At 43.7% G+C, this 15,188-nt stretch carries 15 protein-coding genes; 13 read left to right on the plus strand and 2 right to left on the minus strand.

The annotated features are described in order from the left end of the window. Window positions 1-180 precede the first annotated feature (180 nt). From kynU to ACNAZ4_RS20870, 10 genes are all read left to right on the plus strand, one after another. A complete protein-coding gene (gene kynU, locus ACNAZ4_RS20825; protein WP_415817737.1) occupies window positions 181-1,467 on the plus strand; it encodes a kynureninase in 1,287 nt (428 codons plus the stop codon). 15 nt (window positions 1,468-1,482) lie between these two features. Then, entirely contained in the window at window positions 1,483-2,316 is an 834-nt protein-coding gene (gene kynA, locus ACNAZ4_RS20830) for a tryptophan 2,3-dioxygenase (protein ID WP_415817739.1), read from the plus strand. A gap of 19 nt (window positions 2,317-2,335) precedes the next feature. Further along, a complete protein-coding gene (gene kynB, locus ACNAZ4_RS20835) occupies window positions 2,336-2,962 on the plus strand; it encodes an arylformamidase (protein WP_415817741.1) in 627 nt (208 codons plus the stop codon). Window positions 2,963-3,054: 92 nt separating this feature from the next. Beyond that, entirely contained in the window at window positions 3,055-3,669 is a 615-nt protein-coding gene (locus ACNAZ4_RS20840) for a VanZ family protein (protein WP_415817838.1), read from the plus strand. A 176-nt stretch (window positions 3,670-3,845) separates the two neighbouring features. Further along, a complete protein-coding gene (locus ACNAZ4_RS20845; RefSeq protein ID WP_415817743.1) occupies window positions 3,846-4,484 on the plus strand; it encodes a TetR/AcrR family transcriptional regulator in 639 nt (212 codons plus the stop codon). Between the two features lie 160 nt (window positions 4,485-4,644). Further along, window positions 4,645-5,529: an ABC transporter ATP-binding protein gene (locus ACNAZ4_RS20850; protein WP_415817745.1), complete on the plus strand. Its 885-nt coding sequence runs from the start codon at window positions 4,645-4,647 to the stop codon at window positions 5,527-5,529. 3 nt (window positions 5,530-5,532) lie between these two features. After that, a complete protein-coding gene (locus ACNAZ4_RS20855; protein WP_415817747.1) occupies window positions 5,533-6,330 on the plus strand; it encodes an ABC transporter permease subunit in 798 nt (265 codons plus the stop codon). Window positions 6,331-6,344: 14 nt separating this feature from the next. Continuing rightward, entirely contained in the window at window positions 6,345-7,142 is a 798-nt protein-coding gene (locus ACNAZ4_RS20860; protein ID WP_415817749.1) for an ABC transporter permease subunit, read from the plus strand. Between the two features lie 269 nt (window positions 7,143-7,411). Further along, window positions 7,412-8,821 carry a protoporphyrinogen oxidase gene (hemY, locus tag ACNAZ4_RS20865; RefSeq protein WP_415817751.1) on the plus strand — a complete coding sequence of 470 codons (1,410 nt, stop codon included), beginning with the start codon at window positions 7,412-7,414 and terminating at the stop codon, window positions 8,819-8,821. A 118-nt stretch (window positions 8,822-8,939) separates the two neighbouring features. Further along, window positions 8,940-10,421, plus strand: a complete 1,482-nt coding sequence (locus ACNAZ4_RS20870) for a PAS domain-containing sensor histidine kinase (RefSeq protein ID WP_415817753.1) — start codon at window positions 8,940-8,942, stop codon at window positions 10,419-10,421. Between the two features lie 33 nt (window positions 10,422-10,454). On the opposite strand, the gene ACNAZ4_RS20875 is transcribed toward ACNAZ4_RS20870, so the two are convergent. Next, window positions 10,455-10,835 carry an SET domain-containing protein gene (locus ACNAZ4_RS20875; protein WP_415817755.1) on the minus strand — a complete coding sequence of 127 codons (381 nt, stop codon included), beginning with the start codon at window positions 10,833-10,835 and terminating at the stop codon, window positions 10,455-10,457. A 207-nt stretch (window positions 10,836-11,042) separates the two neighbouring features. Then, window positions 11,043-11,870, minus strand: a complete 828-nt coding sequence (locus ACNAZ4_RS20880) for a hypothetical protein (RefSeq protein ID WP_415817757.1) — start codon at window positions 11,868-11,870, stop codon at window positions 11,043-11,045. Window positions 11,871-12,217: 347 nt separating this feature from the next. Here ACNAZ4_RS20880 and galU point away from each other — a divergent pair, with 347 nt between their 5' ends. The 3 genes from galU (at window position 12,218) to ACNAZ4_RS20895 (ending at window position 15,184) form a co-directional block, all read left to right on the plus strand. Further along, complete coding sequence (gene galU / locus ACNAZ4_RS20885; RefSeq protein WP_415817759.1) at window positions 12,218-13,114, plus strand: UTP--glucose-1-phosphate uridylyltransferase GalU; 897 nt, start codon at window positions 12,218-12,220, stop codon at window positions 13,112-13,114. Between the two features lies 1 nt (window position 13,115). Continuing rightward, window positions 13,116-14,438: a UDP-glucose dehydrogenase family protein gene (locus tag ACNAZ4_RS20890; RefSeq protein ID WP_415817761.1), complete on the plus strand. Its 1,323-nt coding sequence runs from the start codon at window positions 13,116-13,118 to the stop codon at window positions 14,436-14,438. Between the two features lie 89 nt (window positions 14,439-14,527). Further along, a complete protein-coding gene (locus tag ACNAZ4_RS20895) occupies window positions 14,528-15,184 on the plus strand; it encodes a phosphatase PAP2 family protein (protein ID WP_415817763.1) in 657 nt (218 codons plus the stop codon). Window positions 15,185-15,188 lie beyond the last annotated feature (4 nt).

Genomic DNA, 15,188 nt, shown 5'->3' on the forward strand with positions numbered 1-15,188 from the left:
TAAGCTTTTTAGGCGGGAATCCAAAATACGAGCCTTTTTTATGGATTTGGATCAGCGAGAAGCGTCGGAGCGCATTAAACAACGTTTTTATTTTCTTAGAATTATCAGACCATTTGTTGACGCTTCCTTCTGTTCTTTGTTACGATTTCTCTAGTTGCAAATGGGATGGGAGAGATGAAAATGAACCCTTATTCTTTTGAACCTGCTGCGGACTTTGCGGAGAAGCTTGATCGCGAAGATATACTTGCAGGTTTTCGGGATGAGTTTTACTTAAAGCCTGATTCAATCTATCTAGACGGGAACTCGCTTGGTCTTCTTTCGAAGCGGGCTGAGCAGACACTGCTTGAATCTTTGGCTGACTGGCGCGAACTTGGTATCGATGGCTGGATGGATGGCAAGCATTCTTGGTTCTATTTGTCTGAAAAACTAGGTGAATTGACAGCACCGCTTGTAGGCGCTTTACCAGAAGAAGTAATTGTAAGCGGATCCACTACGGTAAATCTGCACCAGCTAGTGGCTACTTTTTACAAGCCGGAGGGGAAGAGGACGAAAATCCTTGCCGATGAATTGAACTTTCCGTCTGATATCTATGCATTACAAAGCCAGCTGCGTATCCATGGCTATGAGCCTGACTCACACCTGATCAGGGTAAAAAGCAGGGATGGAAGGTTCCTGTATGAGGAAGATATCATTGAGGCGATGACGGATGATATTGCCCTTGTCGTGCTGCCGACCGTTTTATACCGCAGCGGTCAAATTCTTGATATGGAGCGGTTGACGAGAGCGGCTCACGAACGGGGCATCCTGATTGGTTTCGATGGCTGCCATTCCATTGGCGCAATCCCCCATTCCTTCTCCGATTGGGGAGTCGACTTTGCCTACTGGTGCAATTATAAGCACTTGAATGGCGGTCCCGGAGCTGTAGCGGGTCTTTATGTAAATTCAAGGCATTTTGGTGAAAAGCCGGGACTTGCCGGATGGTTCGGTTCGAGGAAAGACAAACAGTTTGATATGGAGCATATCCTGACACCTGCTGAAAATGCAGGCGCCTACCAGATTGGAACACCACATGTGTTGAGCCTGGCACCTCTGCTCGGTTCACTGAAAATGTTCTCCGAGGCTGGAATCGAGAATATCCGTGAAAAATCATTGAGAATCAATCAGTATCTAATGGATCTGATCCAGCATGAGCTTGGGGATGCCGGTTTTAAAATCGGCAGTCCAGAAGAAGATTTCAGGAGGGGCGGGCATGTCAGTCTGGAGCATGAGGAAGCAGCGAGAATCTGCAAGGCCTTGAAGGAAAAAGGAATCATACCTGATTTCCGAGCTCCGAACATTGTCCGGCTTGCACCTGTGGCACTTTACACTTCTTACACGGATGTATGGAATGCAGTTCAAATCCTGAAAGGTATCATGGATAATAAATCATACGAGAAGTTCAGCAATGAGCGCGGAGTCGTAGCCTAAGGGGGAAGCCGGAAAATGAAGGAAGAACAGAAAACATCACACGAAATCCATACCGATTTTTCAAAAGAGCTGTCCTATGGCAGCTATCTGCAATTGGATAAAATCTTGTCCAGCCAGCAGCGTCTGTCTGATCACCACGATGAAATGCTGTTCATTGTTATTCATCAGGCAAGTGAGCTGTGGATGAAGCTGATTTTACATGAATTGAACGCGGCGATTGACTGTATTCGGAAAAATTACCTGGAGCCATCCTTCAAGATGCTGTCGAGAGTATCACGGATCCAGGAGCAGCTGATCCAGTCATGGAGTGTGCTGTCGACGCTGACTCCTGCAGAATATATGGAATTCCGCGACAAGCTTGGCCATTCATCCGGATTCCAATCGTATCAAAACCGGCTGATTGAATTCGCTCTAGGGCAGAAGCAGGCACCTGTGCTATCCGTATATAAACACGATGCTGAACTATATAAAACGATGGAGAACGCACTGCAAGAACGCTCGATTTATGATGCCGCCATCCAGGCATTGTCGATGCGTGGACTTCCGATCGATGATGCTGCGCTGAACCGTGACTGGTCGCAGTCATACGAACCAAATGCCAGCGTCGAGGAAGCGTGGCTGACGGTTTACCGCAATGTCGAACAATATTGGGATCTTTATGAGCTTGCGGAAAAGCTGGTCGATATCGGCAGCAAGCAGCAACTCTGGCGTTTCAACCATATGAGCACGGTTGAACGGATCATCGGCCACAAAATTGGAACAGGCGGATCCGCCGGTGTATCCTATTTGAAAAAGGTCGTCGACCATCGGTTTTTTCCTGAGCTGTGGAGCTTGAGGACGAAGTTATAATAAGAAAGAAGGAAAATGTATGGGGAACTGGATTGATATTTCGCAGGTTTTACACGATAAAATTCCTGTCTGGCCTGGCGATACGCCATTTGAATATAAAGTGAGCTGGGGAATGGAAGAAAGCGGTTCGGTCAATGTCGGGCAGGTGACGATGAGCACCCATACAGGCACACATATCGATGCTCCTTTCCATTTCGAGAGCGACGGTAAAAAGGTCATTGATTTGGAATTCAATCTCTATATTGGCCCCGCGCTTGTAATCCATGTGGATAAGCCAGCCAGTATCGGGCTTAAAGAGCTTGAAGGCATTAATCTAAGCGGAGTGAAGCGGCTGCTGATCAGAACCGATGCATGGCAGGATAAAACGGCTTTCCCGGAATCAATCCCGCATATCGAGCCGGTATTGGCTGCATACCTTGCCGGAAAAGGAGTGCGGCTGCTCGGATTGGACTTGCCATCGGTCGACCCGCTGGATAGCAAGGAACTCAATGCACATCATGAATTGAACAACCAGGGAGTCCATATCCTTGAAGGACTTGTACTGGATCAGATTGAACCGGGGGACTACGAACTCGCTGCTTTGCCGCTCCCGCTGCAACAGGCAGACGGCAGCCCTGTCAGAGCCGTGATCCGGAAAATGAAATAAGTTTTCCAGGTTTGGAACATTAAATCTAAATCGGTAAGCATCCATGGTGAATTGGGTGTTTGGGGATTAAAGGCTATAGGGGTTGAAGAATGTTGATCTTAATTAATGGAAGTTTATTTGTATTTTCAGCAGTATTAATTTACATTATTGTTCGATCGATTTTTACCTGGAGACAATACAGGAACCAGGTAAGAGTATCCTGGTATAAGGAAATGTTCATTCTATTATTCATTATTTATATGAGTTTGGTCGTTTCTGTTACGTTATTTCCAATTCCGATCGGTTTTGGTTTTGATTATGAAGGTTCTTCGCGCAGCATTAACTTCCTGCCCCTGGTTTCGATAATGGACAATATAAGGCAGATTGGAACCGCTTATGATGGTGATGTCCTGTTTATGATTTCCCTTATCATCAGGAATGTTGGCGGGAATATCCTATTATTAATGCCATTGGGATTTTTAGTGCCGATCATCAGCCGGCATTTGAATGACTTAAAATCAGTTTTCCTGCTGGGATTGGCTGTGTCTGTAGCAATTGAGCTTTTTCAGCTGTTGGAATCATTTGGCGGCAGCTGGGGAAGAATTACCGACATTGATGATGTCATTTGTAATGTAATAGGTGTCGTCATTGGACACTTTATTTATGTATTTATTATTAAAATCGGTGAAAAATTTAAAATCAGAGCCATTACGAATCTTAATTTCTAAATTCAGTCTCCTTTATGGAATGCGTTGACCTTAACAGGGTTTAACGCATTTTTTTATTGGACTGTTACTCTAAGAACAATGTCGAAAAATTTGGTGTGAATAGTATTGACCAGAGTGGTCAATAAGGAATACAATGATATTGACCACTATGGTCAATGAATTTTAAGGAGGGCGCGATGACTTCAAAATTATTAAGCTTGAATCCTGAAAAGCAGGAACGAATCCTGAACGCTGCTCTCAAGGAGTTTGCCCAAAAGGGATACGAAAATGCTTCTACGAATGAGATCGTCAAATCAGCAGGGATTTCAAAAGGACTCTTGTTCCACTATTTCAAAAATAAAAAAGAACTGTATTTGTTCCTTTACAACCACTTTGCAGAAGTTTTATCAGAGGAATTCTTTCAGGAACTGGATTTTACCGAACGAGATATCTTTGAGCGGCTGAAGAACCTGATGATCCTTAAGAGCAGGCTGATGGCCAGGCATCCAGAGATATTTGACTTTATGATGTCTGTCTCAATGGAATCCTCTGCAGATGTGAAAGAGAACTTGAATAACACCACCACAGAACTGATGCACCACAGCTATAGCAAACTATTCGATAATATCGACCTTGAAAAATTCCGTGAGGGGACGGATATCCAAAGAACCATCAACATCATCTTGTGGACACTCCAGGGCTTCAGCAGCCAGGAACTCGAAAAAGCCAAGAGACTGAACAAAGGCCTTGATGATTTTGATGAAGCATTCCAAGAAGCCGAAGTGTATATCAATATGATGAAGAAGGCGTTTTATAAAAGTGAGATTACCAAGTAGGACAGTGTGCCGGAACTATATGCTGATTAACCGTAAAATAAACAGCTTAATCGTGAATAAAGATAAGCAAGCGTAGAAAACGCTGTAACTGACTATGAAAATTAAAAAGTCAGTCCGGCAGGGAGACTAGTTGAACAGAGAAATTGAGGGAGGGTCTGGCATGAACGTGATTGAGATTAACAATCTGACGAAAATGTACGGCAAGGCCAGGGGAATTGAAGATGTCAGCTTCAATGTGGAAGAAGGCGAGATTTTCGGTTTCATCGGACCGAATGGAGCGGGGAAATCGACGACGATCAGGACGCTGCTGTCACTGATCTATCCGACAAGCGGCAGCGCGACGATTTTCGGGAAAGATATCATCACTGGTGCTCCGGAAATCAAAAAGGAAATTGGCTACCTGCCTTCCGAAGTTTTTTACTATGACAATATGAAGGTCATGGACCTGCTCAAGTACTCGGCAAGCTTTTACCAAAAGGATTGTACAAAGCGGATCAAGGAGCTTGCTGACATCATGGAGCTGGACCTGACCAAGAAAATCGATGATCTTTCGCTTGGGAATAAAAAGAAGGTGGGCATCGTCCAGGGACTGCTTCACGAACCGAAGCTGATCATCCTCGATGAACCGACAAGCGGTCTCGATCCGCTCATGCAGCAGAAGTTTTTCGACCTTCTTGAAAAAGAAAACAAGAAAGGCGCGACGATTCTGTTTTCCTCCCATATTCTCAGTGAGGTGCAAAGGCTGTGTGACAGGGTGGCGATCATCAAGGACGGGCGGATTGTCACGGTTGAGAAAATCAGCACGCTAAAAGAAAACACGTATAAGAAATTCAAAATAGAAACAAGCACCGCTATCAATAAAGAACTTTTCAATATAGAAGGTGTGAACCAGCTGCAGCAGGACGGCCATATCATCAGCTTTTTATTCAGGGGGAATCTCAATTCCATCATGAAAAAGATCGCGGAAATCGAGATTGCGAATCTCTGGATTGAGGAGCCTGACCTTGAAGAGATCTTCATGCACTACTATGAAAAGGAGGAATAGAACATGAATATGTTCCTTCATGAACTGAAGGCCTACCGAAAATCGACTGTCATCTGGACCTTGTCTCTGGTGGCGCTGGTGGCATTGTTTTTATCGATGTTCCCTTCCTTTTCAAAGGATGCAGAAGAGTTTAAGAGTCTGCTTGAAGGCTTCCCGGTTGAGTTGAGGAAGGCAATTGGATTGTCAGTCGACAGTATTGCGACATTGATAGGATTTTTCTCTTATGCGTTCCTGTACCTTAAGCTTGCGGGGGCCATCCAGGCTATGAATCTGGGAACCTCGATTTTATCAAAGGAAACGCGCGAAAAGACGGCGGACTTTTTGCTGACAAAGCCGGTGACCCGGGCGCAGGTCGTCACTTCAAAACTGCTGGCTGCAGTGGTTTCCATCGTCATCACCAATATCGTGTTCATCGCCGCGACCTTCGTGATGGCATCCATCGTCGCAGAGGACGGTTTTAGCAAAATAGCTTTATTCCTGATTGCGATTTCGCTGTTGTTTCTTCAGCTGATGTTCATGGCGCTGGGTATCGTTGTTTCGGCGATTTTCCCGAGAATTAAATCGGTGATCTCGGTTTCGCTTGGAACGGTTTTCGGCTTTTTCATGCTCGGGATGATCAGTTCGACAACAGAGGATGAAGCATTGCGTTATCTGACTCCGTTCAATTATTTTGATTCGGCATATATTACGCAGAATACAGGCTATGAAACTTCTTTTCTTATAACGGCAGCCATTTTTATCATTGCTGCTATCGTTGCCAGCTATTATTTATATTCGAAAAAGGATGTCCATTCCGTTTAGGGAGGAGGGAAGACGTGAATCTTTTTAATAGAGAATTGAAAGCAAACCGGAAAGCTTTAATTATCTGGTGTATTGGCGTTGTCTTCATGGTCGCTTCGGGGATGGCAAAGTATTCAAGCCTCGAGGGAACCGGGCAATCGATGAACGCGCTGATGGCCGATATGCCTAAATCGCTTCAGGCAATAATGGGAACCGGTTCGCTAGATTTATCCACAGCGCTCGGTTATTTTGGAGTCCTGTTTCTGTACCTGGCCGTGATGGCAGCCATCCATGCAGCGATGCTTGGCTCCAATATCATCGCCAAGGAAGAGCGAGACAAAACGGTGGAGTTCCTGCTCGTCAAGCCGGTTTCAAGGACATGGATGATATCAGCAAAGCTGTCCGCTGCGCTGGTCAATATTTTGATTTTAAATCTTGTCACCCTTGCTTCCTCTATCGGCATGGTCGGGAAATATGCGGCAGGCGAGGACGTCACCCGGGAGATTGTGTTACTGATGCTCGGGATGCTCATTCTTCAGTTGATTTTCCTTGTCATCGGAACGGCCATCGCGGCTGTTTTTAAAAATGCGAAAAAAGCAACGTCCCTGGCAACGGGAATCTTGCTGTTCCTTTTCATCCTCTCGATTGCAATTGACTTGAATGAGAAGCTGGAGGGATTGAAGTTCCTGACTCCATTCAAATATTATGATGCGAAGCTTGTGCTGGAGGAAGGCGGGTTTGAGCCGGTCTACCTGGTACTGTCAGCATTGCTGGTGTTAGTGCTCATAATCGTGACCTATGTTTTCTATCGAAAAAGAGATATGAATGTGTAAATCCCGGGGAACCGGGATTTTTTATATGTTGAAAATGTAATGTGGTTGAATTATTTGAGAATGTGATCAAAATAATTCAATAAGTGGTCGATAAAATTGAAATTTGCAGATATATATCAAAATGTCACAGACTCTAAGTTCACATTTTAGTAAAAAAACTTCCATCAACCGCTCTATTTCTGGTGCTATACTTTTATTATGTTAAAAACTTCACATACTTACAGGAAACAACTATAAGATAATCAATACAAAAAGAACAGGTGAGCGATATGGACAAAAAGAAGGTCATTATCATAGGCGGCGGGATCACCGGGCTGGCGGCGGCGTATTATCTCCAAAAGGAAGCAAGGGAAAAACAGCTGCCGATAGAAGTGAAATTGATAGAGGCGAGCGGCCGTCTTGGCGGTGTCATCAGTACCGAAAAGCGTGACGGCTTCATCATTGAAAGAGGGCCGGATTCAATCATTGCGCGAAAAAAGAGTGCGATGAGACTGATCGAGGAAGTGGGTCTCCAGGACAAAATCATCTCGAACACTGCCGGGAAATCCTATATTTACGCAAGGGGCAAGCTTCACACCATGCCAGAGGGGTCTTTTATGGGTATTCCCACCAAAGTAACACCTTTTGCGGTGTCGGGATTATTTTCACCTCTTGGGAAATTGCGGGCTGCGGGGGATTTTATTTTACCAAAAAGTGAACCGAAAACCGATCAGTCGCTAGGGGTTTTTTTCCGCCGCCGACTCGGGGATGAAGTGGTCGAAAATTTGATAGACCCATTATTGTCCGGGATCTACGCAGGGGATATTGATGAGCTCAGCCTGATGGCTTTGTTCCCAAATTTCTATGAAATCGAACAGAAGCATCGAAGCCTGGTAATCGGATTGAACAAGTCGATGCCTAAGCCTCCGAAAACAGCAGCCAAGAAGACGGGGTCCAAAAAAGGGATGTTCATTTCATTGTCAACTGGGCTGGAGGAATTGGTCCAACGGGTGGAAAGCCGTCTGGAGAAAGGGACGGTCATGAAGAGGACGGCTGTAAAAAAGGTAGAGAAGACAGGCGAGATTTATAAAGTTCATTTCGAAAATGGAGAGGTGGAAACAGCAGACAGTGTCGTCATCACCACAGATCATTTCCATGCACTGCGAATGCTGTCGGATTATGCCTTTATGGAACCGTTCAAGCACATGCCAGCTAACTCTGTGGCAAATGTGGCAATGGCATTTCCGAAATCGGCAATCGAGAAAGACATTGACGGAACAGGCTTCCTCGTTTCAAGGAATAGCGATTTCCGGATTACCGCATGCACCTGGACGCACAAAAAATGGCCTGGAACATCCCCGAAAGATATGGCGCTGCTTCGCTGCTATGTTGGCAAACCGGATGACCAGGAGGCCGTCGAGTTATCAGATGATGAAATCGTCGAGCTGGTTTTAAGAGATTTGAATAAAACAATGAATATTACGGCTAAGCCGGAGTTCACTATTGTCACCAGATGGAGAAAAGCGATGCCTCAATATACGGTTGGCCATCTTGAGAGAATCGCAATAGTAAAAGCAAGGCTGGAACAGGAGCTTCCAGGAATCTGCCTTGCCGGAGGTTCTTTCGAGGGTGTTGGAATACCTGGCTGTATAGATCAGGCAGAGGCAGCTGTAAAAAAAGTAATCGATTATCTTGAATAATTTGATTTTAAGCCGTTGTCTATGTGACAGCGGCTCGCTTGTTGAAAATATTTCTTTTGAAAAGTCAAAACCTTCTGTAAAATAGAAGTATAAGGATAAAAAGTTTGGAGAGATCTCTATGCGTAGTAGTTTCCCGATATTTAGGGCAGAGGAAGAAACAGTCTATAATCCTAATGAATTGCTCAGTTTATTTTTGGATTGCACGGCCGATGGGTTTGCTATTGTCGATATGGAGGATCGCTTTGTAAGAATTAACCATATGTATACAGAAATATTTGGGTTTACAGAGGAAGATCTACTAGGCAAAACATTTTACGACTTTGCTAATCCGGATTTCGTAACAGATATCATAAACCAGGTTAAAGCTGGACAATCCTTCACGAATATGATCACCCAACGATTTCATAAAGATGGTTCGATACTGGATATTGCCGTCTCTTACTCTCCTTTCCGGAATAAACAGGGTGAAATTATCGCCATCATCGCCATTTACCGTGATATCACTAAATTAGTCAGTATGGAGAACGAACTTCATCGGACCCGGGAACTCTACGAGTTAATCACCGAAAATACGACGGACATGATCAAGGTGATTGATAAAAACAAACGTATTCTATATGCTTCACCCTCCCATGGAAAAGTGATTGGCTTGCTGCCTGAGAAAATTGTTGGCAAAAACCTGAGTGAATTTCTGACATCCAAAGAAAATGACATCCTTGATACAAAGTTAAAGGAGATTCTTGAAACAGGGGAACCTCAGCTTTTACGAAAAAAGTTTATGGTATGTGACCAGGAATCTGTCTACACAGAATACAATTTCTCCCCAATATACAATGAGAAAAATGAGATAGAGTCATTTGTCAGTGTTGGCAGGAACATAACAGACCGGGTCAAGCATGATGCGACGATTCGGAATTTGGACAGGTTGTCTGTCACCGGACAGCTGGCCGCAGGGGTAGCCCATGAAATCCGCAACCCGTTGACAGCGTTGAAGGGTTTTTCGAAATTATTGCAGACATGTCTCGATAAAGAGAAACAGGAGGATTACCTTGCAATCATAATGAATGAACTCGACAGAATCGATATCATTGTCAATGAGTTCATGTCACTAGCCAAGCCCCAGGCAATTCAGTATGTAAATGAAGATTTGAAGGCAATCATGGACAGCACGATCAATATCATCCATCCGCAGGCCATGATGCATAATGTTCAAATCATACCATCTTATCCAGATGCGAAGGTCATGCTTTCCTGCAATCCGCATCAGCTTAAACAGGTGTTTTTAAACTTTATGAAAAATGCGATAGAATCCATGTCCAATGGAGGAAATCTAATGATCGACATGCAAAAGAAAGAGAAAGGAAAAGTACTTGTCAGCATTTCAGATGAGGGAACAGGAATTGAATCAGAACGTCTGCGCTATCTTGGAACTCCATTTTACACAACGAAAGAAAAAGGAATCGGCCTGGGACTTACAGTGAGCAATAAAATCATCCAGGAACATAATGGGTCTATGAAAATTGTCAGTGAAGTAGACCAGGGCACGACCGTCTTTGTGGAACTTGACTGTTTAGAAAGTGACGGCAGTTCCGCAGAATAAAAGATGCGGCTTCCAAAAGGGAAGCCGCATTTCTTATTTCTCTTCATTGAACCAAAGGGGGTCATTATTGTCGACCTCGCCATTATAGTTAATGACAATCTCTTCTCCGGCGGGAATGTCACGATAGGCGTAGAAATCAAAGGTATGCTCGTCAAAATTGATTTCATAGATTGCGTTAGGTTCATAGGAGTGGTTGAATAGCATTCCATAGCCTAACAAAATTGCTGAATGGTTGATTCCATATTCGAAGGCATAGTCCGCTAATGCTGTTTTCTCGATGTGGATATGCTGGTCGTTTGGATAAGAAAGTACAGGAGCCTTATGGATCAATTCCCCTTTTTTTATATCAATGGTAGAGAAAACGCCTCTATTGAATTCACCATCGCTTATTTCTGAAGTCTTAATTTCAATCATATTATCACCTGCTCGTTTCATGACTATTTTATAATGTGTCCTATAAAGCATGACGCTTATCAACAAGAATTGCAAACTATTTGGAGCATTTACCAAATAGTTTCAACAATTGTCTTTTCCAGCTGGGACAATCCTGTCATACATCATGCCTTTACAGTGAAGTATGAAGAAAGGACTGCCTCCTGCAAGGCCAGTCCATCGTACCCCTTACTTTTTAACAATCTTAGAAGGATTATTGATTTTGTAAGCTACCGCAACATCGAGAAGCATAGTCTCATCTTCAACATCCTTGCCTTTGGGAAGGCTCTTCTTGACAATCTTGCCGTTGAACTCGAGCTCCTGGCCCGGCTCCAGTTCAAGCTTTTGCAATGTTTTGCTGTGTGAGCCCCAGGCAAGACCCACTTCAATTGGTTCCTCCTGTTCAATCCGGACGTTTTCGAAAACAACGACTTCATCATTGTCCTCATTAAAGTGATTCCAGCTCAATGCAAATTGCTTCACTTTCGCAGTAAATTGGACTTTCTCTTCTGGCAACACTAATTTAGGAGCCTTTTCTTTTTTAGCTTTAGCAGGTTTGTCAGCAGAAGCTTTTGCTGTTTTTTCAGCCTTATCAGCAGTCGGTGGTGTTGTTTTTTCAGTTTGGGCAGCAGCTGGTACAGTTGTTTTAGCATTTATTGTACCTTCTGATTTCGGCGCTTTAGGCACGTCCCCAGTTTGTTCTATGATTTCTTTGCCGAAGCCTGATGATTGCATTTCCTTCAAATATGCTGGATGGATGCAAGTCAGGTTGCCATCCGGAAATTCAATGACAAGAGTATTGTATTCAGCTGTTTCTCCGAAAACTTCATAACCTTTTATTGCAACAAGACAATGCTGGAACCTGTCTTTGTACCAAAAATCTTTCTTTGTGCTCAATCCCCACTCTTTGACCTTTTCCAGATAATGAGCTTCATCTTCAAATGTTTCGTACATGCCTTTAGGCGGGATATATTGAGTTAATTGTGATTGTTTAGAGCCTGCAACAGAATTCGCCATTTGCCCACTTCCTTTCATATCTATTTTACATTTTGCACGCCAGGAAAAAAAGTGACAGTGCTTCTTGTTCAATTCCTATCCTGTAACATTTTCTTCTCCAATAGATTCCTGCGCTTCGGTATTCACATATTTACTAATTCATGATCCAATTACATTCGCTAACTAATTTATATCCATCAAGAAATAAGGAGGAAAAATGAGTTAATTGAATATGAAGCAATTCATCAAAATTTACCCTTTCATAAAAAAGTTAAGGAGTCTATTTTCAAATTGATAGGCCTTTAACGTGTCCGGAGCTTGGCCTTTTGAATATAAAAAAATTATAGACTTCAAAAGGGAGGCAGCATATGAAGATTCGTAAAGCAATCATTCCGGCTGCAGGACTTGGCACGAGATTTTTACCGGCGACTAAGGCACAGCCGAAGGAAATGCTGCCGATCGTTGATAAACCGACCATCCAGTATATTGTAGAGGAAGCAGTTGCCTCCGGGATTGAGGAAATCATTATCATCATCGGCAGAGGAAAGCGATCGATAGAGGACCATTTTGATAAGTCCTATGAACTGGAGGATGCATTGTTAAAAAAGAACAAGCTTGATATTTTGGAAGAAGTCCAGAGTATTTCAAGTCTGGCTAATATTTATTATGTAAGGCAGAAAGAGCCACTTGGCCTAGGACACGCCATCCTCTGCGCGAAAAGCTTTATTGGGAATGAACCTTTCGCTGTATTGCTTGGTGATGACATCGTAATGTCGGAAACACCTTGCTTGAAACAAATCATCAATGTCTTTGAATACTGCAATAGTTCCGTAGTGGCAATCCAGCGTGTGCCCGACCAGGACGTCTGCAAATATGGCATCATCAAACCAAAAGGTGCGAACCTGGTGCCTAACTTGTTTACTATCGATAAATTGGTAGAAAAGCCTGATAAGGAAAAAGCACCCTCTAATTATGCGATTATGGGGCGCTATGTATTGAGGCCGGAGATATTTGACGTGCTGGCACAGCTTCCTGCCGGCCATGGAGGAGAATTGCAACTGACAGATGCCATTAATGAACTGAATACCCGGCAGGCCGTATTGGCATACAATTTTGAAGGCAAGCGTTACGACATCGGAGATAAAATTGGTTTCATCAAGGCAACGTTGGACTTTGCGCTGCAAAGGGAAGATACCAGGGAAGATGTAATTCAATATCTAAAAGATGTGTACGAGATGCCGGACATGAAGAGAGAGGATGGCTGACATGAGGATAGCTGTACTAGGAACAGGATATGTCGGGCTATCCACCGGAGTTTGTCTCGCGGAAATCGGGCACCATGTGATTTGTATTGATGTGGATGAAAGGAAAATAGCTACCCTCAAGCAAGGGAAATCCCCAATCTATGAACCCGGTCTTGAAGAACTTCTGATTAAGAACTCATCTGCAGGAAGACTGGTTTTTACTGCATCTCACAAGTATGCATTGAACGAGGCGGATATTATAATCATCGCTGTCGGTACACCGCAGAGTGACGACGGGCAGGCCGACTTGAGATACATCGAGCAGGCTGCAAAAGACCTTGCAGAACATATTGTCCGTGATTCGATTGTCGTGATCAAGAGCACGGTACCAGTTGGCACGAATGATTATATTAAACAATTAATATTTGCCCACTTGAAAAATAAAGTGAAATTCAGGATGGTATCCAATCCGGAGTTTTTAAGGCAGGGGTCAGCCATCCAGGATACACTAAAAGCCGACAGGATCATCATTGGCTGTGAAGAAATTGAAGCTTCAAATATCATACAGGAGATGTACCGTCCATTAAATGTCCCGTTTTTATTGACGGATGCCAGAAGCGCGGAAATGATTAAATATGCTTCCAATGCTTTTTTGGCAATGAAAATCAGCTTTATCAATGGAATCGCCAATCTGTGTGAAGCCGTGGGAGCAGACGTGGTGGATGTGGCAACAGGAATGGGCTTAGATAAGAGAATCGGATCAGCCTTTTTAAATGCCGGAATAGGATATGGCGGCTCATGTTTCCCTAAGGATGTAAAAGCACTGCTGCATACATCCAAAGAGCACGGGATGCCGTTATCGTTATTGGTAGAAACAATCGCCATCAATGAAGAGCAGCAAGAACTTCTTGTAAAGAAGGCGCTTAACAGGTTCGGAACTTTAACTGGGAAGAAAATCGCTATGCTTGGCCTTTCATTCAAGCCTGAAACAGACGACATGAGAGAAGCGCCGTCAATTAGAATTTCACGCGCCCTAACCGCCTTGGGAGCAGAAGTCACTGCCTATGACCCAGTAGCTGTTACAAACGCAAGGCAGGTAATCGGGGATGTCATCACATATGCGGATGCACCGATAAAAGCTGCAAATGGCGCAGATGCTTTATTCATTGTTACAGAATGGGAAGAATTCAGAAAGCTTGATGTCAAGGCTTTGCTGGATGTGATGAAACATCGGATCATTTTTGACGGCAGGAATTGTTTAGCTGAAGAGGTTCTTCAGGAATGTGGGACAATAGAATATTGTTCAGTCGGCAGACCGGCCGTTATTTTTAAAAAGGAGGAGTGATTTCATTCCTTCTTTTTGTATGAAAGACTTTTTTAAAATAAGGGATCAGGGAATAGTAAAAGTGTTGAATTAGTGGGAGGGGGATAAGATTGATAAAGTTTAACCTGCAGCTTTTTATCGCGTTTTTTGGCTCTTTATTCGGATTTATCGTTATATCTTACCTCGTCCATGCTGAGCACTTGGCCGCATTCGATCAGGAATTCATTGATATGGTGCAGGGACTGCAAGCAGAGTGGCTGACTGTTATCATGGGGTTCTTTACTTATATCGGTTCTACCAGGTTTATCGTGATTCTGACGATTGTAGCGTTCTTTTTCCTGTTTAATGTGTTAAAACACCGGATGGAGATTTTTATATTGCTTTCTGTTGTTTTTTGCACCCCCATTTTAAATAGATTTTTGAAACTGTATTTCCATCGTGCCCGCCCAGATTTGAACCGATTGATCGAAATAGGGGGATATAGTTTTCCAAGCGGACATGCCATGAATGCTTTTTCTTTTTACAGCATCCTTGCCTTTCTTCTCTGGCGTCATGTGCCAACACGGCTGGGTAGAATCGCTGTGATCATTTCCAGCAGTGTGATGATCCTCGCTATTGGCATAAGCAGGGTTTATTTAGGCGTCCATTATCCAAGCGATATCCTAGGCGGCTTCTTAGCCAGCGGACTCTGGATCACAGCTGTTATCTGGTTTTTTCAAAGGTATATGGAAAAGCGTGGGGCAGCGGAACGTCTCCAGGCACAATAGGATA

This window comes from Mesobacillus thioparans, from assembly GCF_965138835.1.
Taxonomy (GTDB): domain Bacteria; phylum Bacillota; class Bacilli; order Bacillales; family Cytobacillaceae; genus Mesobacillus; species Mesobacillus thioparans.